The sequence below is a fragment of the Novipirellula galeiformis genome, assembly GCF_007860095.1.
Taxonomy (GTDB): Bacteria; Planctomycetota; Planctomycetia; order Pirellulales; family Pirellulaceae; genus Novipirellula; species Novipirellula galeiformis.
Genome location: NZ_SJPT01000007.1, coordinates 20,565 through 43,329 on the forward strand (window position 1 = coordinate 20,565; position 22,765 = coordinate 43,329).

The window sequence follows — 22,765 nt, forward strand, 5'->3', positions numbered from 1 at the left end:
CTTATTTGACAACAACGGTGGTTGCGAAATTTGGAAGGGCCAGCGGTGGATTGCGCGACGGAATCACATTGACGCGGTAGGGGCAAGGCGTCGCAAAAGTCCCCCTCGGAAACCTGCTTTCCATGTTGCGATTCGTCGCGGTCACAATCCAGACAAGTTCCATGTCGAGGATGGCGATGTCGAAATCATAATGGCGGCACAGCTCGATGCCGTCTTGACCGCAGGTGGACTGAGCCACCCGGTAGCCCTTACGCTCCCACCCGCGGGCACAACCTTCGCCGAAGTCTTCGTCGTTGCCATAGAGAGTGTCGACAAACAGAGGATTGAGTGGGTTGGCCCTCATGCGTGATTCCCGAAAGTTGTGCACCGATGCGCAGTTGATGGCCCGAAACGCACACGCCGGGGCGGAGAGAGCAGCCCCCACCGACCGCGTTCGGACGTTTTGGCCTGAATCGCAAGCTGGATGATTTCAAGTACGCTGAGGAACGCAAACTGCGAGCCGAGTCAGTTGCAACAGGGCGGCGAACGCGATTCGGTGAAGATGTGCTTGATGGCCATTCGGCGACTTTGCTGGTTGGCCGACTCGGCTTACTGGGAACCAATTTGTTGTATCGACGCAAACGAGAGCAATTACGGCAGAGCGGCCCAGTCGCCTCGTCGCCCAGTCGCTTGATAGTGGGGTGAAGGAATTGGATTAGGCATGGTAAACTCGATCCGAGTATCGGAAAGGATCAAGAACGATGAAGCGGGTTCAAGCCAACGTCCTGCTTCGTGGTAGGGATGCGAAGTCTAGAGGTGAAGTCTAAGCAGGTAGGCAGGAGTCTTTCGGTAGATTAGCCGTTTTGGCGTTAGCCCCGCTTGAACCGTGGCTAACGCCAAAGCGGCTAATGGGATTTCACCCAATCATTCCTGCCTCCCTGCTTATCAGCGACGAATAATTCTCTCGGACGGAGGGCTTCACTCGTTTTTTCTCTCGCATTTTGTATAACGCGACGATCCGAGCGATCACTGGATCATCGCTGGCCGCTCCCGTCCGATTTTTCCTTGGCTCACCAGTATGAAATTTGCAATACGATTACGGGGCCGGCGTCTTACGCGTCAAAACGGGTGCCGACCACACCATCATTGGACAGAACAAATTGAGTGACTCAGCTGACGTCAAACCCGTTTCACTCTTTGGACGGTTCTTCAAGATTCTCGGACCTGGACTTGTTGCTGCCTGCGTCGTGATTGGACCTGGCAGCATTGTGACCAGTTCCTCGGTCGGTGCGATTGCCGGATTCGCCAACGTTTGGGTGGTCATCGTTTCGGTGATCTTTATGTCCGTCTATCTAACGCTCGCAGTGCGATTGGGTGTGGTCACTCAGCGATCGGCCGGGGATGTGATCGCCGACGCAGCGGGCCGATTTCTTTCGATTCTTGTTGGGGTGTCCGTCTTCTTCATCGCAGCGGCTTACCAGTTCGGGAACAATCTAGGCGTCCACGCGGCAATCAACGGTTTCATTCCTTGGAACTACTGGGTCGTGATTCTCAATGCGTTTGCTTTGATGTTTCTGTTCGGTTTCAAAGACCTGTACGCGATGCTGGAACGCTGTATGGCGGTATTGGTTGGCGTCATGCTGGTTGCGTTTGCGACCAACCTTGCCTTTGCACGGCCTGACCCGATGGCGCTGCTCCGAGGACTCAATCCGTTTTCCGGGTCGACCGAGTTTGGCTTGCCACTGATGGGGCTGATCGGGACGACCTTCATCGTTTCTAACGCACTTTATCAATCGTACTTGGTGCGATTCAAAGGCTGGAACGTCGCCGATATGAAGCTCGGATTGTTCGACGCACGCGTGGGCGCGACGATCATGGCCGTCATTACCTTGATGATTATGTGTACGTCCGCGTCGGTTTTTCATCCACAACTGCTCGCTGGCGAGATGGCGATCGAAGACATCAACGATGTTTCCAAAATTGCCAATCAATTAGAGCCACTTTTTGGACCAGCGGGTCGATATGTTTTCTGCATTGGATTATTCTCCGCTGCGTATTCGTCGTTCATCGTCAACTCGATGATCGGAGGGTTTGTGCTGTCGGATGCCTTGAAGTTGGGGAACCTACCAAATGAGCGTGGCCCCCGGATCATGTCCGCCATCGTGTTGCTTTCGGGAATGGGAGTGGCACTTTACATGATCGTGACGGGCGTCGGCAAACCTGCCGGGCTAATCGTGGCGGCTCAGGCAACAACGGTCGTGGCGTCGCCATTGATCGCGGCGACACTGTTGTGGCTCACCAATCGCAAGTCGGTGATGGGAGAGAAGACGAACGGTCCTGTCACGAATGCGGTCGCGGGTATCGGTTTGATCGTTTTGTTATTGATCTCCGCCAAAATATTGTTCATTGATTTACTCAAATAATACGCCACGCCATGATTTTACGTCTCTACCAACCGGCGGACCTCGACGCGATGCAGCGAATCGCAATCGCGGGATTCGAGCAGGTCTCGATTGATCGTAAGCTGCAGCAACGATTTGGTCTGTTAGGCGAAACCGATTGGACGGACCGCAAAGCGTTTAGCATTGCCGAAGACGTTCGTGGTGATCCTGAAGGAACGTTTGTTGCTATGGACGACGATGATCTGTGCGGATTCATCACCACCTGGCATGACAAGCAATCCAGCGTCGGTTATATCCCCAACCTGGCCGTCGCGAGTGATCATCAGGGCAAGGGGATCGGTCGTTTGTTGATCGACAAGGCAATCTCACATTTCGCAGATTTGGGACTCACCGTTGCGCGTATCGAAACGCTCACCAACAACTCCGCAGGCAATCACCTGTATCGCTCCATCGGCTTCGAAGAGATCGCCCAACAGATTCATTTTGGAATGAAAATCAATCGAGAGTCTTGACGAAGAGCTTTGACGAAGATGGGTTCCAGTGTGCTGATCAGCCAACTAGGCCCGGTTCCCAGCGGCATTGGAGAATCGGTCAGACGCGATCAAATGAGTCATGTCTCTTTGACGAGTGCTACCACTCGCTGCACCGATGTGGAGCGACGCTGAATGAGGCCGCCGCTAGGCAGCCTTTATTCTGAGGAGGAACGATTCCTCACATTCTTCGGCTGGAGGCCGGACCGAGCACGCAAGAGCATAGGACCATACGCCGCTAGGCACGGTGGATAGGATGTCCGCCGATTGAACTAGTGCTTTGTCTAGCCTAGGAATTGAGGTTGAAGCTACTAGCCGCTTTGGCGTTAGCCACGGTTCTGTCGCTAAAACCGTGGCTAACGCCAAACGGCTAGCCCCGAAAGTAAGGTTTGACGCAGCACGAGCCCGGTGACAGCGGCAGAGACAAATTATCGTGCAGGAATCCCGCAGCCTTCTCATTACACGATGGCGGAGATTGAGTAGTAGTTTTTGCTGAAGCAAAGACGCATCCGCGAACATCGGCGTCCCAACGTCTGATCCACCTTACCGACGCGCACCATCGCAACGAGCGGTTCAGGAATGGATGCTGACCGTGCTCGCAGGGCACTGCGACCCGGGATGATTTACCGAGGGCCAATCCGACCTTCCTGGTCGTAACGCGACTGCGGTATGTCGTCCGCACGATTGCTGTGGAGGAGTTGGAGTTTGAGTTGCTCGAACGGTTGTCAAGCAACGTCAGCCTCGACGAGGCGATCGCCGAAATTGCTGATACCTCATCGCTCGATGACGAACCATTGACGACGTTCGTTGCCACTTGTCTTCAGAAATGGGCATCGAATCGTCTCTTCCTCGAATTTCAACTGCCGAGTCAATAATCGTGTTTCCAACTGCAATCGCATCGTGAGAACCGTCGCTGGCCTTCAACTCCAGTTCAATATCGACGGCCGGTTTGTTACGGCGAGCCCCGCCGACAGCGATGGCGTTTGCGCGGCTTAGCCTGGATATTGCATCACCCGACGCGTTAGCGAGCGTCCCTTCGTAAATTCCCTCGCTAACGCGGCGGGCTAGGATTTTGATTGCACACATCACTCAAAAGTCGTAACTCCTTCCGGAGAAAACGGTGGAGAGATTCTTCGTGGTTCGGATGCGATCTCCGGCTTGCGTATTGCCAGTCGGTGGATTTGGCCACAAGACACACTTGACCTCAAACCACCCGAAAATTTGCTCTGTCCCCAAGACATTGTCCCCAAGACATTCGTCCCCGAAACATTCGACATTGCTCGCCTCACGGGACGCCGGTTTGATCCAACGGCAATCGTTACTTGGCAGACTTTGACGCTGCTCGCGTTGCCTGCCAGCTTTGTTGTTGCGCGTCGATCCACGAGCCGACGATCTCGCTGGGTGAACGTGCGTCGTCCGCTTGGCGTGCGATATAGAGGAGGTCTTTGCCGCGGATGATTTGGCTTGCTAGTTCCACGTATCGTTGTTGTGCGTCGGATTCGCTCTGCGCTTCCAGCGGCAAGATAGGGACGACGCTGCAAGCTCGGCCGGAAAACGGCAAGCTAAAGTTCAGCACCCATTGGTAATCACGAATGAACGCTGATGGCGAAGCTTTCGACGCTGCCGGCGGAATCGTCGGAATCACCAACTGAGGTTGCAACTGACGAATCCGCTTCGCCCAGGCAGACGCTTCAGCGATCGTTTGCTTCTCGACAGGCCAGACGATCACCTCGAACTTGGCGTCGGGAAAATGACGACGCAGCTGCTCAGGCACCAGCGTATCGTAGGGGGCTGCGGCAACCAACTTCACTGTCTGTTTGTTTGCGAGATGATCAAACACGTTGTCAAGCGACTCGCTCGGCTCAGGCGTTTCGTCAAACGAAAGAGGCCGACCGGAAATGACCGATCCCATCAACTCAGCAAACCGCAGGTGCCCCGTCATGTTCGGGTGAATCTCGTCGCTCATCATCAGCGACCAAGAGAGCGCATCTTCGCTGCGATACGCTTGCCAAGCGGCAAAGCAGTCGACCAGCGGCAATTTTTCTTCCACCGCAATCGCTCGAACCGCGTCGACATAATTTGCCAACTTCGCTTGCGGCCGTGCTGCGGTTTCGGAAACAGCGTTCGGCGTGCAAAGGACGACCGCCGCTCCCGCTTGGCGACAGCGTTGAATGATTTCACGCATATTCTTTTCATACGTCTCCAGCGGAACCCGGACGACGTCATTCATGCCGAACATTACCACGACCAATTGCGGCTTTTTCGCAATGACGTCTGCTTCGATTCGGGCGAGCGCATTGATCGTCGTATGCCCGCTCTTGCCAGCGTTGATCATTTCCAGATCGGCGTTGGGGTAGGCTTGTTTCAATACGATCCCCAGCATGTCGCACCACGCCCGCGTTCCCCCGGTGTGATAGTAAACGCCGGTGATACTGTCACCAAAGCAAACGATCTTGGTTGGCTGGCCGTCGGCAAGCCGCTGCTGGATCTCAGGAAGCTTCAGCGGTGCGACTTCCTGGGCTTCCGAAAGCGCCGGAACAAGCAGGATCAAGCCGACCAAGATGGCGGCAAGGCGAAGGACAGCAAATGCATTAGCAGCATGAATCATGTGTGACGTACCTTTTCAGTTAACGCATCATCGACGATGCGAGCGAGTCGAAGACGCCCAGGAAGGAACAGACGCCAATTTTAATTGGGCATAGGGTCGCTAGCTAGTTTGCTCTGTCTCGAGTGGAGCCATCGTATCAATGCCCTGTCCCGGTAGATCGCGTGGCGGCTGAGCAACGAGGCAACGAACGGCATAGCCGACAAACTCGCAGGTCAGCGTTCCAGCCGCTCCGGCCAAATAGACGTGCAGCGCCGAGTCAAATTGAACCTACGCAGTCGCCAGCGCTCGGGCGCCTAACCGACCGGCGCGCCAATCCAATTGGCACGCGCCGTGAAGACCGCCAGTAGAAAAATGCCCGGCGGTCTGCCGCCGAGCATGATAATGTATTTAGCAGCCCTCGTTTGAGGATTTGCGTTTAGCTTGCTTGGGCGACGGAGAGTTGCGTTTCCTTTTCAATGACGCGACAAATCGTCGGATTGTTAAGGAGTTCCGCCTGTTCGTCGCTCGAAAGCGAAGAGCAAGGAGCTGGCGCCATCAAACCGGGAACGCCAAGTGCGTTCAAGGTGCAGGTGACGACGGCAAACAGATTTTTCGCGAGCGCAATCTCGAGAAAGTCGGCCAGGTCGGCTTGCAGCTGCGCCGCTTCTTCCCATTGGCCACCATCAGCGGCGCGCGCGAGAGCGTGACTAATTTGAGGGAAGACCGAAAACAGTCCATCCAAATTGTCGGGAATCTGCATCCGCACGACTTCCGCCACATGAAGCGCTTGCGCCGGCACGATCCGTGTTCGACCACGGAAGCGATCCCACAATTGAGTCGTCCATTCGAGATCGCGAGAGCATTTCAGGCCGTGCACGTTGGGATGGGCGACCACCTGCTCGATCAATTCCATCGTAAGGGCCGTTCCGGTCAGGCTCGGGAGGTCGTACAGAAAGAGAGGCTTGTTCGCCGCGTCAGCCAATCGCAGGAAATATTGGACCAGCTCTGGCTCGGTGAACTTCATCAAATAAGGGGTCAACACCACCAACCCGTCGACCGCTTGGCGTTCGGCGATTCGGATGCGTGCTAAGGTTCGTTGGTAGCTGGCGTCGCCGACTCCGACCAACATTTCGGTTCGTCCGCCGACGATGTTGATGCTGTGGTCAATTAACTGCTCGTAAGTCGCGTCGGTTTGCAGTTGCATCAGCCCCATCGTGCCGCCGACCAACAAGCTATCAATGCCAGCGGCGATTTGGGCTTCGATGTGAGCGGAGAGCCCTGCGACATGTAGATCGCCGTCAGCAGAGAGCGGCGTACAGATAGCTGAGATCAGTCGTGTTTGCATAGTGAAGGTCGTTTTAATCGGTTCGGGTTAACAGGGCGGGGATCAGGCGGCAGCGCTCGCGATGCTCTAGCAGCGTAGGATGGCGTTTGCTCCGAACTACGTCGACCGTATCGACCGCCGAAAAGTAAGCAGGTAGGCAGGAATCTTTCGGTATATTAGCGATTTTGGCGCCGGCCACTATTAGCCGTTTTAGCGCCAGTCGCGGATCCAACCGTACAACCGGGGTTAGCGTCCAAGCGGCCAATGGGATTTCACCCACTCATTCCTGTCTACGTGCCTACCTGCCTACCTGCCCCCCCCGGAAACCACGACAAAGCCAATAAAAAAGCCACTTACGTCAAATGGCGTAAGTGGCTTTAAGATGGAGGCGGCGGGAATTGAACCCGCGTCCCGCGATGCATCCACGACAGCGTCTACATGCTTAGTCAAACTATTTGTGTCTCCTCGAAGGAAACTCTTCGCTCACCTTGGCGCTGCCTGACAGGCTCCAAGCTTTGCTAACTCGAAACTTTTTTAGCTCCCCGCGTCTCGAGTAGGACGGGCAGCGATCCAGAATTGTGACGGGCATTCAGGCGACTCTGGCGGCCCCCATCAGCCCGGGCTACCTGTTCTTAGGCGGCCAGTGCGAAACTTTCGTCTGCAACTAAAAATTGTGATCAGCTTTTTACGTGGCCAACTGATCAACCACGACATGCAACCATCGCTTCAAAACGTCCGGTCGAATCCAGATCGCCCCCGGCTCTGGTGCGGACAACGTAAACGCGTCCGCGAAGCGAATTGTATTCTACCAGGTTTGCGAGATCTGACAATTCGAAAGCGAAGGAGCGGGGGGCAAATTCGCGGGACGGTGATTGATACGCTAGTAATTGATGCGTTAGTAGCGGTGCGGCGCAAGACACCCCGTCACAGCAAGAAAAAACATTCGAAAAACACCAACAGCTCACGCCGCTCCGCTAAGTGGGCGGAGGACGCTGCGGGCGATCAACAAAAGCCTTGGCGACCTGCGCAATGAAGACGCGCGGCGGGCGAAGCGGGAAAAAAACCGCTAGTCTTCAAACATCTCATCGGTGATGTTCAGATTCGTACTGACGTTTTGCACGTCATCGTGATCATCAAGCGCCTCAAGCAACCGCAGCACCGATTTGGCCATCGATCCCTCGACCTCCACCATCGTCTGGGCAATCTGGCTGATCGACGAAATCTCAGGGACGAGTTCGGCTTCGGCGAACGCGTCCGCCAACGTCTGATGGACATCGGGGTTACAGGTGACTTGGATCTTGCCATCATCGAGCGGCTCGACATCGTCGCCGCCGTTTTCCAAGGCGATCTCGGTCAGCTTTTCTTCATCGGCCGTCTCAGGATCAAAAACGAACAATCCCTTACGCTCGAACAAATATGAGACGCAGCCGGTATTCCCCAGGTTACCGCCAAACTTGCCAAACATACTGCGCAGCTCGGGCGTGGTGCGATTGCGGTTGTCGGTCATGACTTCGCACATCACCGCGACGCCACCGGGGCCGTATCCCTCGTAGAGCAACTCCTCGACTTCACTGCCTTCGAGCTCGCCGGTCCCGCGTTTGATTGCGCGTTGGATATTGTCCTTAGGCATGCTGATCGCCTTGGCATCCTCGATCGCTTTGCGCAAGCGGATGTTCGCCTCGGGGTCGCCGCCGCCCATTTTGGCAGCGACGATGATCGCTTTGCTCAGTTTGCTCCACATCTTGCCGCGTTGCGCGTCAACTCGGCCTTTACGATGTTGGATATTGGCCCATTTTGAGTGCCCAGCCATGATTGCTCAGAAGGTTTGTTGGAGAAGTAAAGAATTGTCGTGGGTCTATCGCGGTTTCCGTTTGGTTAGCTTCCGGCTTGCGGATTTCTTAGGTGCGGAGGCCTTTTCATCGACGTTGGACGCGGATTTCTTGGTCGATTTTTCTTTTGAATCTTTGCCCGTCGCCTTTTTCTTTGTTTCGGAGCGAGGCTCTGCAGCCGCCTCAGCGGGCTTCGATACTATCTTTTTTTTTGACGTCGACTTTTTGGTTTTAGCGGGCTCGGCAACCACCTCCGCAGCCTTGCTCGACTTTTTGGGCTTGGCGGCCGGCTCGGTGGTTTTCTTGTCGGCGGACTTTTTCGTCACAGCCACCGCTTCCGCTGCCTCTTCATCGCCTTCTTCTTCGGCCGCGTGCGCGGCAGCCGCCTTGCGATTAGCAACGCGGATTTTGGCCGCTTTCAAGCCCGTTTGCCATTCATCCAACCGCTTGCTTGACCCCTTGGCGACATCGTCCACCAAGGCGCGAGACTTCTTGTCCTTGGCATTGTTGTTCAAGGCCACAGCGGCTTGATGCAACAGGTCGGAGAACTCAATGCCCTTGCTCTTGGGAATGGCGCGTTCGAGTCCCGGGACCTTCCCAGCGGCGGCCTCGGCTTGGGAAGCAATGTCGGTGACCATCAACACGACCATCGCCGAATAATCGACTGGGATCGAGTGTCCGCCCAGTCCATGTTGGATGGTGTAGCTGAGCACGAACGGGGTCATTCCCGGCATCTTTTCGAACTTGGCGACCGCTTTGCCAAGATTTTCTTTTTTGAGATGGTCGAGATCAAACGTATAGAACTCTTCGAACACCGCTTGCAGATTTGCCTTCAAACGCGTCGCCGCTTTCGTCGCATCGGGCAAACGCGAAAGGACTTGGCTCAACTCGCTGACCGTGGTGACACGCACCTCGTTCCAGTCGAAGAAATCTTGCTCACACTTTGCCATGCCTTCATCGGCCAGCTCCGCGGAGCAGTCTTGCAACAAGGACGCATACAAAATGTGTTCGAGCAACGGGCGAGTGGGCTGTTGCGGCGTTGGCTTGTAGTGCTTCTTTAACGCAGCGTACAGTTTCGTGATCAGGGCAGCGCGGTTAGTTGCGGACATCTTGCGGCAATTAAGAGTTGTTGAGTGTTACGTAGTGAGGGGAGTCAACGATGACCATCCGTGGCCAACCATGGCGGCTATGGTTGCGAATCACTTTCGGGTGACCTCGAATCTTCCGATACCTCGGTGTTCTCTATCGGCTCAGCGATCTCGCCCGATTCCAATTCGGTGGGCAACTCGTTTCCCGTCTTCTCTTGCTTGATCTTATTCAACAATTCGCTCACGACCAGCGCATTTTGTAGCCCCTTGTCAAGCGTAAAGGTGAGCTTGGGCGTGTAGCGTGCTTCGATTCGGTTGGCGATCTTGCTCTGCAGAAAGCCAGCCGAGTTTTGCAGTCCACGGATCGCCAACTGTTGTTGGTTTTCATTCCCCATCACACTGACAGAGACCTTCGCTTCACGCATATCGGGCGAAACTTGCACCCCGATCACGGTCACATCCTTGATGCGAGGGTCACGCACTTCGGTCAGGATGGTCGACGCGACGACTTCGCGGATCGCTTCGGCAGCTTTAAGTAAACGACGAGACATGGGGAACGGAATTGAGGAGTGAGAGGGTTCGGTGGAGGAACGAGAGTTTCAGGATCGCCGCAGCGACAATCGGTTGTCGCTAACACTCGGTCATGTACTCTCGCTTGGTTCGCAGCGGGCGTGAAACCCGCTCCCCGCGACAATGTTTTGTTCGCAGGCGTTACCTGAGCTTGAGTGATCGCGGGGCGAATTCAAACTCAGGCGATCACCGAACTCAGGCGAGTTCGGTGACGATGGCACGATGCCGCCGCATTCAAACTTTGGTTTAATCCAACGTTCGAGCGACCTCTTCAATGCGATAAGCTTCCAAAACATCATCTTGTTTGATGTCGTTGAAGCCACTCAAGCGAATACCACATTCCATGCCTCGCGGCACTTCTTTGACGTCTTCCTTGATTCGCTTGACGGTATCGAGCGGGTAGTCGCCGATCGTTCGACCGTCGCGATTGACACGGATGCGGCAACCACGCTGGATAACCCCTTGGGCGACATAGCACCCTGCGATCGTTCCGACACGGCTGATTTGGAAGACTTGCTTGACGAGGGCACGGCCCAATTCGACAACACGTTCTTCGGGCTTCAGACGGCCTTCGATCAACGCCTTGATGTCGTCGGCGAGCTTGTAGATGACTTGGTAGCGTCGGATTTCGATGCCACGATCATCGGCCAGCGAACGAGCCTTGTCGTCGGGGATCACGTTGAATGCCAGCACGACCGCATCGGATGCCGAAGCGAGCGTGATGTCAGCGAGCGACACACTGCCGACGCTCTTTTGCAAGATTCGCAGTTCCACTTCGGGGTGATCGAACTTGCTGAGTTCTTTTTCGATCGCCTCGAGCGAGCCCTTCACATCGGCGCGGATGATCAAGTTCAACTTGACTCGATCCTCCACTCCAATCTTGCCGCCGGCCAGCATCTCTTGGAAATTCTCGAACGAGACCTTCGTGGTGATGCCGGACAAACTTTCGCGACTGGAGGCGGACTCGCGAGTTTCTGCGATCTCTCGAGCTTGACCAATGTCTTTGAGCACGTGGAAACGATCGCCCGCTCCGGGAGCTTGGTCGAGCCCCGTGATATTGACGGGCGTACTCGGTCCGGCTTGCTTGATATTCTTGCCGGTCAACGTGTCCTTCATCGAGCGAACGCGACCGTGCGAAGGTCCACAAACCAAGATATCGCCGACTCGCAGGGTACCGTTTTGAACGACCAACTTGGCGACCACTCCGCGGTTGCCCTGTTGTTCCGATTCAATACAGACCCCGAGTGCTTTCCGCGTAGGATTGGCTCGGTATTCCTGCATTTCCGCGATCGTCAACAACGTCTCGAGCAACTCGTCCATGCCGGTGCCCTTGGTGGCACTGGTGCGAACCACCTCGACATCACCGCCCCATTCGCTGGGGGTCAATTGATGCTCGGTCAATTGCGTGAGCACACGGGTAACGTCGACCCCTTCGAGGTCGATTTTGTTCAAGGCCACGACGATCGGCACTCCGGCCGCCTTGGCGTGACTAATCGCTTCGGCCGTTTGCGGCATGATGCCGTCATCGGCAGCGATGACTAAAACCGCGATGTCGGTGACGTTTGCACCGCGAGCACGCATCTCGGTAAACGCCTCGTGACCGGGCGTATCGACAAAGGTAACTTTACGTCCATCCTTGTCGACTTCGTAAGCACGAATGTGTTGCGTGATTCCGCCCGCTTCGCCTCGAGCGACGTTGATGCCGACCAAGTAGTCGAGCAAACTTGTTTTGCCGTGATCGACGTGGCCAAGGAAGGTCACGATCGGAGCGCGAGCGACCAGCGACTCTTCGGAATCTTCTTTTTCTTCAAGCTCGGTGATCAGCTCTTCTTCGAGCGTCTCGGAAGCCTTCAGTTCGATATCAAGGTCCATCTCCGCAGCGACCAACTCAGCCGTTTCAAAGTCGAGTTGAGCGTTGATATTGACCATGATTTGCATGCCCATCAAAGTGCGAAGCACCTGTGCGACGGGAACCCCGGCGGCTTCAGAGAAGCTGCGCACGGTACAAGGCAATTCAAGCTGGATCTTTTCTTTACGCGGGGCGGCGGTATTGGTGCCTTTGCGTTTGAGCGTACGACGCCGGTAGGGTGATTCACGTCCACCCCGATCGAACGAATCATTATGTCGACGTCGTCCCCCGCCTCCGGAAGAACCGCGAGCGCGTTCGGCGCGGGCGCTGGCCATCCCGGAAAGCCCTTTCTTGCGTGGCTTGTCCTCTTCTTCGACCGCCTTGCCACCCTTGTGACCTTTTTCGCCAGTGAAGCCACTCAGGCCGCCACTGCCGATTTTACGAGTCCCGCCACGCTTGCTATCAGCGTCATCTTGAGCGATTTGCTCGAGCGGAGCCTTCATGCCTTGCTTGTGGCCGGCGATCACATCTTTGCTGAGCTTAATGTCGGGCTTTTGCGCCTTCGGTTCGCCTGGAGCGGACTTCGGAACGGCCGCCTCGGGGGCATCGCCGAGCGCCGCCATTTTGACATTGATTCGGGGTTCGCGTCGCTTGGGCTTGGAACCTTTTTTGTCCCCGCCCCCGCTCGATGCGGGACGATCGAGGGAGCGAATCCCACCGCCGGAGGGCGAAGCCGAATCGGGGCGGACCGCGGCCACCGGGGCGCTTCGATCCACATTTCCGGTAGGAATCGTCCGTGTACCAAAGCCGATTTTATCAGCGACCCGAGCGGCGATACCGCTGACGCCCGATTTTCGCGATGGTTTGTCTTTGGGCGTATTTTTGGGCTTGGCTTCCGGCTCAGCAGCCTTGCGGGCCGACGCCTTCGCTGCGGCTACTTCGGCTGCAGCGGCCGCTTCGGCAGCGGCCTTCGCCGCCGCTTCAGCCGCGGTCTTTTTGCTGGTCGGGGAGTCGTCAAAGCGTGGAGAGCGAATCGGAGCGGGAGCCGCAGGCTTCGAACCGCCGACGTCCTCCGGCTTGGCCGCTTTGCTGGGCCGACCGATTTGAATCGCAACCGGCTTGCGTTTCTCGGGCACGACCGAGTCGCGAACCGCCGCAACGGGTGCCGTCGTGGAAGTGGTTGCCTTGGCTACCACGGGTGCTTTGGGGGGAGCAGCTTTTGCAGAGCCCGCGAGATGATCGCGAACCTTCTGGGTCTCTTCATCGGTCAGGCTGGCAAGCGCCGAGCCTTTGCCGGTAATACCGACTTTCCTGACGATATCGACGAGATCTTTGCTGTCTAAATTCAGTTCTTTGGCGAGCGCGTAAATGCGTGCGGGCACGGGGTAGAAGTCCTGTCAGTTTCGTTTGGGAATCGGTACGACCAACTACGCTTTCCTTTCAACACGACGGAAAGTGTACGTTGCGGCGATCCACTGAACGCAGCAACATTTTGCGTGTCTTACTAACACGCCGCCGAATTCCCCGTGTTCTTTACACGGCGTCTGATTCGACAGTAGGTGATCAATAGAGTTTGGCGTATCACACCTGGGTTGATGGCATACCGACTCGTGCTATGTGGTTGAAGTTACATAAATGATTTCCTCCATCGCCATTATGGACTTCCACGCAGTGAATAAATCGCTGGAAGAATAATGCCGGGGAATGACTCAAGTGATGCTTGTGGGTCCGCAAGGGTCCCTGTCCGAGGTAAAGAATAGCGAAAAAAGTGTCTCAAGCAGAGTGGCACTTGACCTGATTCTTACTCAAACCGCAAAGTTTTACCTTCGCATGCCACTTTCGCAGCGTTAGGCGAGGCAGTTGACGACCGTTTTGCCTGCAAAACAGGCCTATCCGCCACTTTGGCAGCAGCAAGAGGACTCAAATGACTTTGCCGGGCAACTTTGCTTTCGTTAACAATTTGACCTTTATACTCTATCGGCCCCCTCTTGTCGCCACCACAGCGGGGACAACCAAGCCCACCTCAACAGGGGGCGGTTCCTAACCGGGGAAGATTCCCATCAGCATCGCGGCTCTCTTCGCAGTGCTTTGCTGCGGAGAGAGAGGGAGAGGTTCGAGCGGGAAAGCCGCAGGAGCTAACTCGGCTTAACGGCCGACGAATCCGAGTCGGTCAAATCGCTTTTCTCAGCCGACTCGCCTTCTTCGGCCGCGGGCTCCGTAACTTCCTCAGCCGCAGGCTCGGGTACTTCTTCCGCCGCAGGCGATTCCGCGCTGACGGGCTCGGCTGGCACTCCCTCGGCTGGCACTCCCTCGGCTGGCACTCCCTCGGCTGGCACGGGCTCGGCTGGCACGGGCTCGGCTGGCACGGGCTCGGCTGGCACCCCCTCGGCTGGCACTGCCTCGGTGGGAGCATCGCCGGCCGGCGAAGGAGGCGTTGCTTCGGGTTTCGGCTCCACGATTCCAGCCGCTTCGGCTTCTCGCATCAAGCGTTCGTTTTCTTTGCGAGCGCGCCGTTCGTCCGATGCCGCTTTCTCTGCTTCTTCGGCTCGAGCCTCGGCAGTCTCGACGATGAAGTCGACTTGCTCGGCGGTCAAGCCGCTCATTTCCATGAACAGATCGGGCTCGATCACCGACAGGTCATCGTAGGACAGATAGCCTTGCTCGACGAGCGATTGAGCAATTTCTTCGGTCACGCCATCAATCTGGCTGAACCCAGCAACGGCGCGTTCGATTTGCTCCTCGAGTTCGCCACCGGTCATGATTTCGATGTCCCACCCGCAAAGCTTGCTGGCGAGGCGAACATTTTGGCCGCGGCGACCGATCGCCAGCGACAATTGGTCTTCTTGGACCAACACGATCGCGCGCCCAATCATATCGCACAGCAACACTTGCTCGACGGCAGCGGGTTGCAGCGAATTGGGGATCAAGACTTCCGGGTCTTCACTGTAGCGAACCACGTCAATGTGCTCGCCGGCTAGCTCTTCGCGAACCGCCTTAATCCGGCTGCCACGGAAACCGACACAAACCGCAATCGGATCGACTTGCGAGTCAACGCTACTCACCGCGACCTTGCTGCGGTAGCCTGGCTCGCGGCTGATCGATTTGATGGAGATGACTTCTTCGGAGATTTCTGGAATTTCCTGTTCAAACAAACGCTGAACTAATTGGGGGCGTGTTCGGCTGAGCACCACGCGAACGCGGTTACCCGCTGCCTTGACTTCGAAAACGACTGCGCGAACCCGCTCGCCGGCGTGCAAGGACTCGCCCGGAATTTGTTCGCTGCGTGGCAGAATGGCTTCCACATTACCGAGGTTGACGGTTGCAACGCCACCATCAGCGCGACCGATGATGCCGGCCACGATCTGGCCAACCTGCTCGCGATACTCGGCCATCAAGGAGTCGCGTTCGGCTTCCTTGACCTTTTGGATGATGACTTGCTTGGCGGTTTGGGCACCGATGCGGCCAATTTGGTCTTCGCCCAGCTCTTCGCCATCATGTTTTGCCGTGATGCGTCCGTTTTGGCGGTTCAATGTGATGGTGATGTCGGCATCTTCGCCATACTGGCGTTTCGCGGCCGTTTGCAAGGCTGCTTCAATCGCAGAAAAGACAAGCTCCGTATCGATGTTCTTTTCACGGTGAAGCGAATCAACATAGCGAAGGATGTCTTGTGGGTTCATAATATGGTTTCGATAAGGGCTCTAAAAAAACTGCCCGAACCTTTGGGGGCCCGGGCACAGCGAATGCTCGATTGTTTGAACTAGGTTATCGATAGTCCTCAGAGGTGTCAACCAAGACTGGCGACCACAAATCGGCTCGCGGCAGTGCAAAAGCGCCCCGTTTTGCCGGGTCAGCGGAGGGGGAAAAATGCCGGAGATCGCCGAGTGAAATACGTTTCCGATGCGGATGAAAAAGTGAGGCTGATCCGTTGCCAAAAAAGGGCAAGAATCGACACTCGTTAATCGTACGTTTTTTCGCTCCCGCGCTACCGCGTCCGCGTTTGCCTAGATCGCGATTAACGATCAGCCCCGTTTGAGATCAGCGAAAGCGGACTCGATGACGGTCCAAACTTCCGGCCCAGAATGCCGGCCCAGAATGCCGGTCCAAAATAGCAGCGTGTTGCGCTTCCCATGCTGTCACGTAAAGTCCGAGGTTCTTTCTCGGGGTGACGATCTCCTTGACTCGGGCTCATTGATTCGCTGTAGCGAACACCGTTTTGCGAGCTTGGCGAGGCAATGATGTCTTGTGCGATCTGCAATCTGCACAGCGTCAACGTCAACGATCAAACCAACGTCAACGATCAAACCAACGTCAACGAGCCAAGTCGGCACGCATGGGCAAAGGAGGCAAGCTCGATCAAGCCGAGGCGATGCTCGAAAACAACAATACGACCAAAACGAATAATCCGAACCACGTATAGTTCTGGGGCTCAAACGATTGTGGTCGAGTCGGTTGCGTGACGCCCCTGACCTTGTCCGCCACGCCGCGATCGTCGCATTGCGTTTGGGGAACCGCGATTTTGCAGGGAACGGAAACGTCGCTCGGAGCTGAAACCGCGTTGAAATAGGGACGCGGATGGGCCGCATCGATGACGAGGATGGAATCGCATGGGCGATGGTCCCCCATCATGGTTTCGGATTCCTGCAGGACTTCGCTGCTGGCCGCTTCCCCTTCGTTTTGCTCGCCGTTTGCTCGTTCGTCGTTGGACTCGTGCTCAGGGTTCGTGTCGCTGAAACCGATGACGCGGAAGGAGCTCTGGGTGATGTCGCGTTTCTTTTTTTCGCGGCCCGTCGCAGGCAATCCAGAAGCGGTCCGCTCTTGATCCACGATCGTGTCGGCGGCGATACGAATGGCTGGTTGCAACGTGAAAACTTTCAAAACCCGAACTCCTGCGACATGATGGCAATATGGCGTGGACCGTGACTTAACGAGTTTGTTCTTTCCGTTAACGAAGGTCCGCAGCAGCGAGTCAACGCAAAAGGCAAGCCCGTCACTTTCAGTGGGAAGGGCGAGAGGTACGACGGAGTGTGATTTCCAGCTTGTTTTGTCGCGGAAAAAAAAAGTTTCCAGGATGCCAGGGGAGATGAAATCGATTTGCTCAACGTTGCGTTAACGCATCACGGGCCGATTCGCATTGGGTTCACGTGTTGACGCTTAGCATCATCGCCATCGCAGGGGAGCCGAGGGTCAGCCGCTCCGCGGAGCAACGCCGCGGAGAGGGGCTCCGCACGGCGACCGGGCGATCTACTTTGACCACTTTCGTGTCGCTCGCTTTTGAGTCTCGCACTCCCTCGCCCACGTCAACACACGCTGAAAATGGAGCCATGCGGTCCAAAATCCCAAGACACTTCCCCGATTCACGCGCGTCCAGAGGGTAAAATAGTCTTAGGTCTTTGTGACTGAACGGTTACCTTTTAAGCAGGTAACTTTCAAGTAGGCCATCCGAGCGGGTGGGCAAACCGAGTGAGGCAAACCGAGTGAGCACGAACGCCCGAGTGCACTGACGAACCTGAATGCACTGACGTACCGGCGTCTCCCCCCATCGGGTTTTCTCACTTGCTTTGGATGCAGAACTCGATTGATGTCTAGCCCGGTCGATGCCTACTCGAAGCGAAGGGATTGGAATCCTGGGGACGTGGTAACGGTCGGGATCGGTCGCGTCGCTCCACGAGATCGGCTTCAGCCTTGATAAGCATGCCTCAAATCGACGTGCGAACGATGGAATTAAGACAACTGAAACAACACATCCTAACTTTAGCGACGTTGCCCGAGACCGAGGCGCCGGTGGTCAGTTGTTATCTAGCCCTCTCGGCAGGTGCAGTCGCAGACCGCAACGAGTTTGAGGCTCAAGTCGCTGCGTTAAAAATTGGTTCAAGGGGCATGAGTCGTCGGGATCTCGCGGACGCAATCAAGCCGATCGAAGCCTATTTGGCAACGGAGTTGTCACCCGAAGCAAAGGGGTTGGCGGTGTTTTCTCGCGCTGGCGACACCCCCTACTTTCTACCGCTCCCAGTCCATATCTCGTTGCCAAATTGGATTGTCGCGGACAGTACCCCCAACCTCTTTCACTTGGTCGAATTGAAAGACAGCTACCACCGTTATGTACTAATGATTTGTTCCGAAACTCGGGCGCGGATATTGGAAGTGAATCTGGGGGCGGTGACTGCCGAGTTATGGAGGCAACGCCCGGAAACACGACAGCGTGTGGGCCGTACGTGGACGAAGCGACATTACCAACATCACCGCCGCGGCCGCGCCGAGCAATTCCTAAAGGAAAAGGTAGCCGTGCTTGAAAGGCTGATGTCGTCGGAGGGGCATGTGCATCTCATCTTGGCTGGCGATCGGCGGATCACCGATCGCCTTCGTCGCGAGCTGCCCGAGCATTTGTTGGCCCAATTGGTTGGCGTCATCCCCGCATCGTCTACTTCGCGTGATGACACCGATGTGGTCCAGAGCACGATCGCCTCCTTAATTGCCGCCGAGCAAACTGAATCACACGAAACGGTCGATGAGTTGTTGTATCAGTTGCGGCAAGGACACTTGGCTGCCGCGGGCACCAAGGCTACGCACCGAGCACTGTACTGCGGCCAAGCCGACGTGGTGGTGATCGCGAAGCAGTATGCTCCGGGGCTGGGGTGGACCTGTGGAGAGTGCGGTTTCACGGAGTTGGAACAGCCTCGACCGGACACGTCGTGTCCAGAATGCGACGCCCGCGCGCTGCATGACTTTGACATCAAGGAAGCCATTGTGCGGATGGCGGAGCGCCATGGATGTATCGTCGAAGTCGTGAACGAGAGCGAGCCGTTACAGCGGCTCGGCGGCATCGGTTGTCTACTGCGATATCGTCTCTCGGACAGTTGCGTTTAGAGCGACCGCCCGCGAGGTGGCAAATGGAAAACAGAGTGGAATTTCAAGAACTCATTGATGCGTTGCACATTGTCGAGTTGTCGGGTACGACTCGACAAGGTGTGTTACAAGAGTTGTTTGACGCAGTAAACTGGGAACGAGAATGCGTTTCGCCGAGTGAGGTGGTCAAAGCGATGGAAGGGTGTGAAGCCACCACGCCAGGGATCCCCGACACGGGGCTGACGCTGCACCACGCAAAGATCGATTGGCCGGGGCACTTCCGTTTGGTGCTCGGGCGGAGCCGGTGCGGAGAGAGCCAAGTGCGTGAGGGTGACAGCCCGCATTTGGTTGGGCTGCTGGTGGTCGGTCGGGAGAGCTTGTCCAGGCACTTGGACCTGTTAGGCTCTGTGGCCGAATTATTTGGCCACGCTGAATTTCGCGGCGCATTGAGCACCGCGAGTGACCCTCGCGAGCTGAAGCAATTGTTCATCGACCGCGTCCTGCAGCCCCCCCGAGGAGATGCATCGATAGCGGAGATTCCCCAGCAAAGTTTGGCGATTGCCAACCACGCCGTCGGGTTGGCCACGTCGTTATCAGCCCAAGCGATCCTGGTCGTACTCGACCCGGGGCAAGCCGTGCCATGGTCCCCGTTGAACTCCTGGGCTGGACGATTGCTGATTGTGACCGCAACGAAGTGCGAGGGATTCGTGCCGGGACGAGCGGACATCCATCTGTTGGACGTCATGCACACTAGTTTGTCTCGCATGGACCGCGCCAAGTTGGGATTACTGTTGGCGGCTGCGAATGGATTGGTCGACGAACAACGAGACGTTGTCTGTGTCACCGGATCGCAGGCACAAGCCTTGGACAGCATCACGGTGACACGGCCGGCGCCCCATTTCCGCGCCGTGTTCCCCCGCCCGCTTCAAGCCAATGGAACGACCGTTCGCCCCGAAGTCATTCTCCGTGTGCTCTCGTTGGCGATCGAAATCGCATCCGAAGGGCGTGAGTCACGTCAGATCGGGACGATGTTTGTCATCGGCGATACGCGGCAGGTGGCACGCCAATCTCGTCAATTGGTGCTCAATCCGTTTCATGGATTTGCCCGCAATTTGCGCAATGTGCTGGAACCGGGTTTAACCGAAACGGTCAAAGAGTTCGCGTTGCTCGACGGCGCCTTTATCATCGATGCGGACGGTTCGATTCGTTCCGCGGGTTCGTACTTGATCCCCCAGTCCATCGCGCAAGGATTGGCCAGTGGTTTGGGCGCCCGGCACCAAGCCGCCGCGTCGATCACGAGGGCGACGCGAGCGACCGCAGTCACGGTCAGCCAGTCCACTGGAACGGTCACGTTATTCCAGCAGGGAGGCATGGTGTTGACCTTGGAGCGAGCTGCGTTGACCCGTTGGTAAGCTCCTTTGGATTGCGAAGCCACCGTTACCTGTTTAACGCAACCCTCCCTCGATGATTTGATCGAACCACTCGGCGATCGCATCAGGATCATCCATGATTCGGAACCGCAGCAAATCCAGCTCGTCGACACAGGTTTTCTGCAACACGGTCGTTTTCAGCCAATCGACCAGCGGATGCCAGAACTCGGTTCCCACCAAGACGACTGGAAACGCGGCGAGCTTTCGGGTTTGAATCAAGGTCAGCGCTTCGAAGAATTCGTCCAACGTGCCGAAACCGCCCGGAAAGATCAGAAAGCCACACGCATACTTGGCAAACATCATTTTGCGAACAAAGAAATAGCGACAAGTATAAGAGGCATCACAATAGGGGTTCAACGACTGTTCGTGCGGCAGCTCGATGTTCAATCCAATCGACGGGCTGCCGCCATCACGCGCCCCGCGGTTGCCCGCCTCCATCAATCCAGGGCCACCACCGGTGATGATCGCGAACCCACGTTCCCCTAACGCTTGGGCCGTTTGCTGAGCCAACTGGTACGACGGGTCGCTCTCGGACAGTCGCGAACTTCCGAACAAGGCGACCGCTCGACGGCGTCCTTGCAGCGCCCGTGTCATCACCTCGATGCCTTGAATTAGATCGGCTTGAATGCGCAACACACGCCATGGATCATCGTGTAAAAAATCGATAGGACGGCGTCCCGCGCTGTCCAAAAACTCTAAGTCAGGATCCTGAGTCACGCCTGGAAACAATTCGTCCACGTGGACGTGATCCACGTCGAACCGGCCGTTGGTGGCCTCGATATCGCCGATCGAATCGTCGGCATCGTTTCCAGTCTCGCCACCCGCGCCGGGAGTCGACCGTCGCGTGACCGCGATGGCATTCCCGTCGCGGTCCGCGACCAACGTTTCCCCCGCGACTTCGAACACGTGCTCGCTGCGGTAGACGGGGATGAAAACGTCAAATGCGAACCGCGATTCGATACTTTTCTTCAATGCGAGTGCAACGTTTGCTTCACCATGAGTGAGAAAAACTTTCCGCGGTGGTTGCTCGAGGTGGCTAAGCCACTGAAGCAAACCGGTTCGATCGGCGTGTCCCGACAAGCTCAAAATCTGTTCGATCTTTGCATCCACTTGATATTCACGACCATGGATACGAACTTGTTTTTCGCCCGAAACTAGCCGCTGTCCCAAGGTTCCACGCGCCTGGAAACCGACGAATAAGATCGTGGATTCGTCACGTCGAACGTTGCTGCGGAGGTGATGCTTGATCCGTCCCGCCGTGCACATCCCCGAGGGTGCCATGATGATACAGGGTTCCTTGACGCGATTGATCGACTTCGATTCCTCCACCGTGCGCGTGATTCTCAGCCCAGGAAATTGAAGTGGCGGCTGGTCAGCCTCGATCGCACGACGAGTTTCTTCGTCCAACCAACTCGTAAAACGACGGAAGATGTTCGTGACGTCGTATGCCATCGGGCTGTCAAGAAAGACCTGAACCGCAGGGATGCGGTGATGGTGCACCAAGCGACTTAAATAGAACATCATCTCTTGAGCACGCTCCACCGCGAACACGGGGATCACCAAATTCCCACCACGTTTGAACGTGTCATTGGCAATGGCTTCGAGTTGCTGCTCCACACTACTGTGATCCCCATGGTCGCGGTCCCCGTAGGTCGATTCCATCACGACATAGTCCGCACCTCGAAAATAGGTTGGGTCGTGCAGCAGTGGTTTATCATGCTGCCCTAGATCCCCGGAGAACAGAATCGTCCGCTGGCAATCCAATTCCTGGAGTAAGATTTCAAGAGACGCCGAACCAAGAATGTGTCCTGCATCGTGCCAAGTCACCGTCACCCCAGGCACGATCTCCATTGGCACGCGATAATCGACCCCACGAAAAAGCGGGATCGCTTTCTCGACATCCTTTTCCGTATAGAGCGGTTTCACACGATGCAGCCCGCTACGTCCTTCCTTGCGATGCCGACGTCGTTTGTAACGAGCGTCCTCCACTTGAATCTTCGCAGAGTCCCTTAACATCACATCGGCCAAGGCAACCGTTGGCCGGGTCGCGTAGATACGACCTCGGAAACCCTCGGCGACCAATTTTGGAATCAGCCCGATGTGGTCGATGTGCGCATGCGTCACCACCAATGCATCGAGACGGTCCGCCGCGAGCGGGCACGGTTCCCAGTTCCGCGAAAGAAATTCGCGTTCCTGGACCATGCCACAGTCGACCAAGACTTGTTTTCCCGCGACCTCTAACAGGTAACGCGACCCGGTGACGTTTTGGTTAGCGCCCAGAAACGTGATTTTCATCATCCCACCATTTCTCTCTCATGATGTCAAATTCAATAA

General features: G+C 56.2%; 15 protein-coding genes, 1 other RNA gene and 1 pseudogene. 5 read left to right on the top strand and 12 right to left on the bottom strand.

The window, feature by feature from the left end; genetic code table 11:
* Nucleotide 1 precedes the first annotated feature (1 nt).
* The gene (locus Pla52o_RS18295; protein WP_146596080.1) at nucleotides 2–343 is read right to left on the bottom strand and encodes a hypothetical protein; all 342 of its coding nucleotides are present in this window, start codon (nucleotides 341–343) and stop codon (nucleotides 2–4) included.
* A gap of 796 nt (nucleotides 344–1,139) precedes the next feature.
* Here Pla52o_RS18295 and Pla52o_RS18300 point away from each other — a divergent pair.
* From Pla52o_RS18300 to Pla52o_RS27950, 3 genes and pseudogenes are all read left to right on the top strand, one after another.
* The gene (locus tag Pla52o_RS18300; RefSeq protein WP_197169349.1) at nucleotides 1,140–2,402 is read left to right on the top strand and encodes an NRAMP family divalent metal transporter; all 1,263 of its coding nucleotides are present in this window, start codon (nucleotides 1,140–1,142) and stop codon (nucleotides 2,400–2,402) included.
* Between the two features lie 11 nt (nucleotides 2,403–2,413).
* Nucleotides 2,414–2,893 carry a GNAT family N-acetyltransferase gene (locus Pla52o_RS18305; RefSeq protein ID WP_146596082.1) on the top strand — a complete coding sequence of 160 codons (480 nt, stop codon included), beginning with the start codon at nucleotides 2,414–2,416 and terminating at the stop codon, nucleotides 2,891–2,893.
* A 644-nt stretch (nucleotides 2,894–3,537) separates the two neighbouring features.
* A pseudogene (locus tag Pla52o_RS27950) lies at nucleotides 3,538–3,786 on the top strand (HvfC family peptide modification chaperone); the annotation flags it as partial.
* Nucleotides 3,787–4,229: 443 nt separating this feature from the next.
* Here the strand turns inward: Pla52o_RS27950 and Pla52o_RS18310 are convergent.
* The 10 genes from Pla52o_RS18310 to Pla52o_RS18355 all read right to left on the bottom strand — a co-directional run bounded on the left by Pla52o_RS18310 (nucleotide 4,230) and on the right by Pla52o_RS18355 (nucleotide 17,481).
* The gene (locus tag Pla52o_RS18310) at nucleotides 4,230–5,519 is read right to left on the bottom strand and encodes an SGNH/GDSL hydrolase family protein (protein ID WP_146596083.1); all 1,290 of its coding nucleotides are present in this window, start codon (nucleotides 5,517–5,519) and stop codon (nucleotides 4,230–4,232) included.
* A gap of 415 nt (nucleotides 5,520–5,934) precedes the next feature.
* On the bottom strand, nucleotides 5,935–6,843 hold the full coding sequence (locus Pla52o_RS18315; RefSeq protein ID WP_146596084.1) for a dihydrodipicolinate synthase family protein: 909 nt from the start codon (nucleotides 6,841–6,843) through the stop codon (nucleotides 5,935–5,937).
* Nucleotides 6,844–7,202: 359 nt separating this feature from the next.
* Nucleotides 7,203–7,580: a transfer-messenger RNA gene (ssrA, locus tag Pla52o_RS18320) on the bottom strand.
* 308 nt (nucleotides 7,581–7,888) lie between these two features.
* Complete coding sequence (locus Pla52o_RS18325; RefSeq protein WP_146596085.1) at nucleotides 7,889–8,632, bottom strand: YebC/PmpR family DNA-binding transcriptional regulator; 744 nt, start codon at nucleotides 8,630–8,632, stop codon at nucleotides 7,889–7,891.
* A gap of 45 nt (nucleotides 8,633–8,677) precedes the next feature.
* Nucleotides 8,678–9,760, bottom strand: coding sequence for a hypothetical protein (locus Pla52o_RS18330; RefSeq protein ID WP_146596086.1), 1,083 nt, complete (start codon nucleotides 9,758–9,760; stop codon nucleotides 8,678–8,680).
* A 77-nt stretch (nucleotides 9,761–9,837) separates the two neighbouring features.
* Entirely contained in the window at nucleotides 9,838–10,290 is a 453-nt protein-coding gene (gene rbfA, locus Pla52o_RS18335; protein WP_146596087.1) for a 30S ribosome-binding factor RbfA, read from the bottom strand.
* Between the two features lie 265 nt (nucleotides 10,291–10,555).
* Entirely contained in the window at nucleotides 10,556–13,540 is a 2,985-nt protein-coding gene (gene infB, locus Pla52o_RS27730; protein ID WP_146596088.1) for a translation initiation factor IF-2, read from the bottom strand.
* A 753-nt stretch (nucleotides 13,541–14,293) separates the two neighbouring features.
* Nucleotides 14,294–15,835 carry a transcription termination factor NusA gene (gene nusA, locus Pla52o_RS18345; protein WP_146596089.1) on the bottom strand — a complete coding sequence of 514 codons (1,542 nt, stop codon included), beginning with the start codon at nucleotides 15,833–15,835 and terminating at the stop codon, nucleotides 14,294–14,296.
* Between the two features lie 676 nt (nucleotides 15,836–16,511).
* Nucleotides 16,512–17,018, bottom strand: a complete 507-nt coding sequence (locus Pla52o_RS18350; protein ID WP_146596090.1) for a hypothetical protein — start codon at nucleotides 17,016–17,018, stop codon at nucleotides 16,512–16,514.
* A gap of 277 nt (nucleotides 17,019–17,295) precedes the next feature.
* Nucleotides 17,296–17,481: a hypothetical protein gene (locus Pla52o_RS18355; RefSeq protein WP_146596091.1), complete on the bottom strand. Its 186-nt coding sequence runs from the start codon at nucleotides 17,479–17,481 to the stop codon at nucleotides 17,296–17,298.
* A gap of 368 nt (nucleotides 17,482–17,849) precedes the next feature.
* Between Pla52o_RS18355 and Pla52o_RS18360 the strand changes: the two genes are divergently transcribed.
* Both Pla52o_RS18360 and Pla52o_RS18365 read left to right on the top strand, forming a co-directional pair.
* On the top strand, nucleotides 17,850–19,022 hold the full coding sequence (locus Pla52o_RS18360) for a baeRF10 domain-containing protein (protein ID WP_146596092.1): 1,173 nt from the start codon (nucleotides 17,850–17,852) through the stop codon (nucleotides 19,020–19,022).
* Between the two features lie 35 nt (nucleotides 19,023–19,057).
* Nucleotides 19,058–20,413 (top strand): diadenylate cyclase, encoded by a 1,356-nt coding sequence (locus Pla52o_RS18365; protein ID WP_146596093.1) that lies wholly within the window; start codon nucleotides 19,058–19,060, stop codon nucleotides 20,411–20,413.
* Between the two features lie 33 nt (nucleotides 20,414–20,446).
* Here Pla52o_RS18365 and Pla52o_RS18370 read toward each other — a convergent pair whose 3' ends face one another.
* Nucleotides 20,447–22,729: a TIGR00730 family Rossman fold protein gene (locus Pla52o_RS18370; protein ID WP_146596094.1), complete on the bottom strand. Its 2,283-nt coding sequence runs from the start codon at nucleotides 22,727–22,729 to the stop codon at nucleotides 20,447–20,449.
* Between the last annotated feature and the right edge of the window lie 36 nt (nucleotides 22,730–22,765).

Excerpts from the sequence above, each read along its gene's own strand:
- Pla52o_RS18295 (WP_146596080.1), bottom strand. The coding sequence starts at position 343 with ATGAGGGCCAACCCACTCAATCCTCTGTTTGTCGACACTCTCTATGGC.
- Pla52o_RS18305 (WP_146596082.1), top strand. The coding sequence starts at position 2,414 with ATGATTTTACGTCTCTACCAACCGGCGGACCTCGACGCGATGCAGCGA.
- Pla52o_RS18310 (WP_146596083.1), bottom strand. The coding sequence starts at position 5,519 with ATGATTCATGCTGCTAATGCATTTGCTGTCCTTCGCCTTGCCGCCATC.
- Pla52o_RS18315 (WP_146596084.1), bottom strand. The coding sequence starts at position 6,843 with ATGCAAACACGACTGATCTCAGCTATCTGTACGCCGCTCTCTGCTGAC.
- Pla52o_RS18325 (WP_146596085.1), bottom strand. The coding sequence starts at position 8,632 with ATGGCTGGGCACTCAAAATGGGCCAATATCCAACATCGTAAAGGCCGA.
- Pla52o_RS18330 (WP_146596086.1), bottom strand. The coding sequence starts at position 9,760 with ATGTCCGCAACTAACCGCGCTGCCCTGATCACGAAACTGTACGCTGCG.
- rbfA (WP_146596087.1), bottom strand. The coding sequence starts at position 10,290 with ATGTCTCGTCGTTTACTTAAAGCTGCCGAAGCGATCCGCGAAGTCGTC.
- nusA (WP_146596089.1), bottom strand. The coding sequence starts at position 15,835 with ATGAACCCACAAGACATCCTTCGCTATGTTGATTCGCTTCACCGTGAA.
- Pla52o_RS18355 (WP_146596091.1), bottom strand. The coding sequence starts at position 17,481 with ATGGCTCCATTTTCAGCGTGTGTTGACGTGGGCGAGGGAGTGCGAGAC.
- Pla52o_RS18360 (WP_146596092.1), top strand. The coding sequence starts at position 17,850 with ATGCCTCAAATCGACGTGCGAACGATGGAATTAAGACAACTGAAACAA.
- Pla52o_RS18370 (WP_146596094.1), bottom strand. The coding sequence starts at position 22,729 with ATGATGAAAATCACGTTTCTGGGCGCTAACCAAAACGTCACCGGGTCG.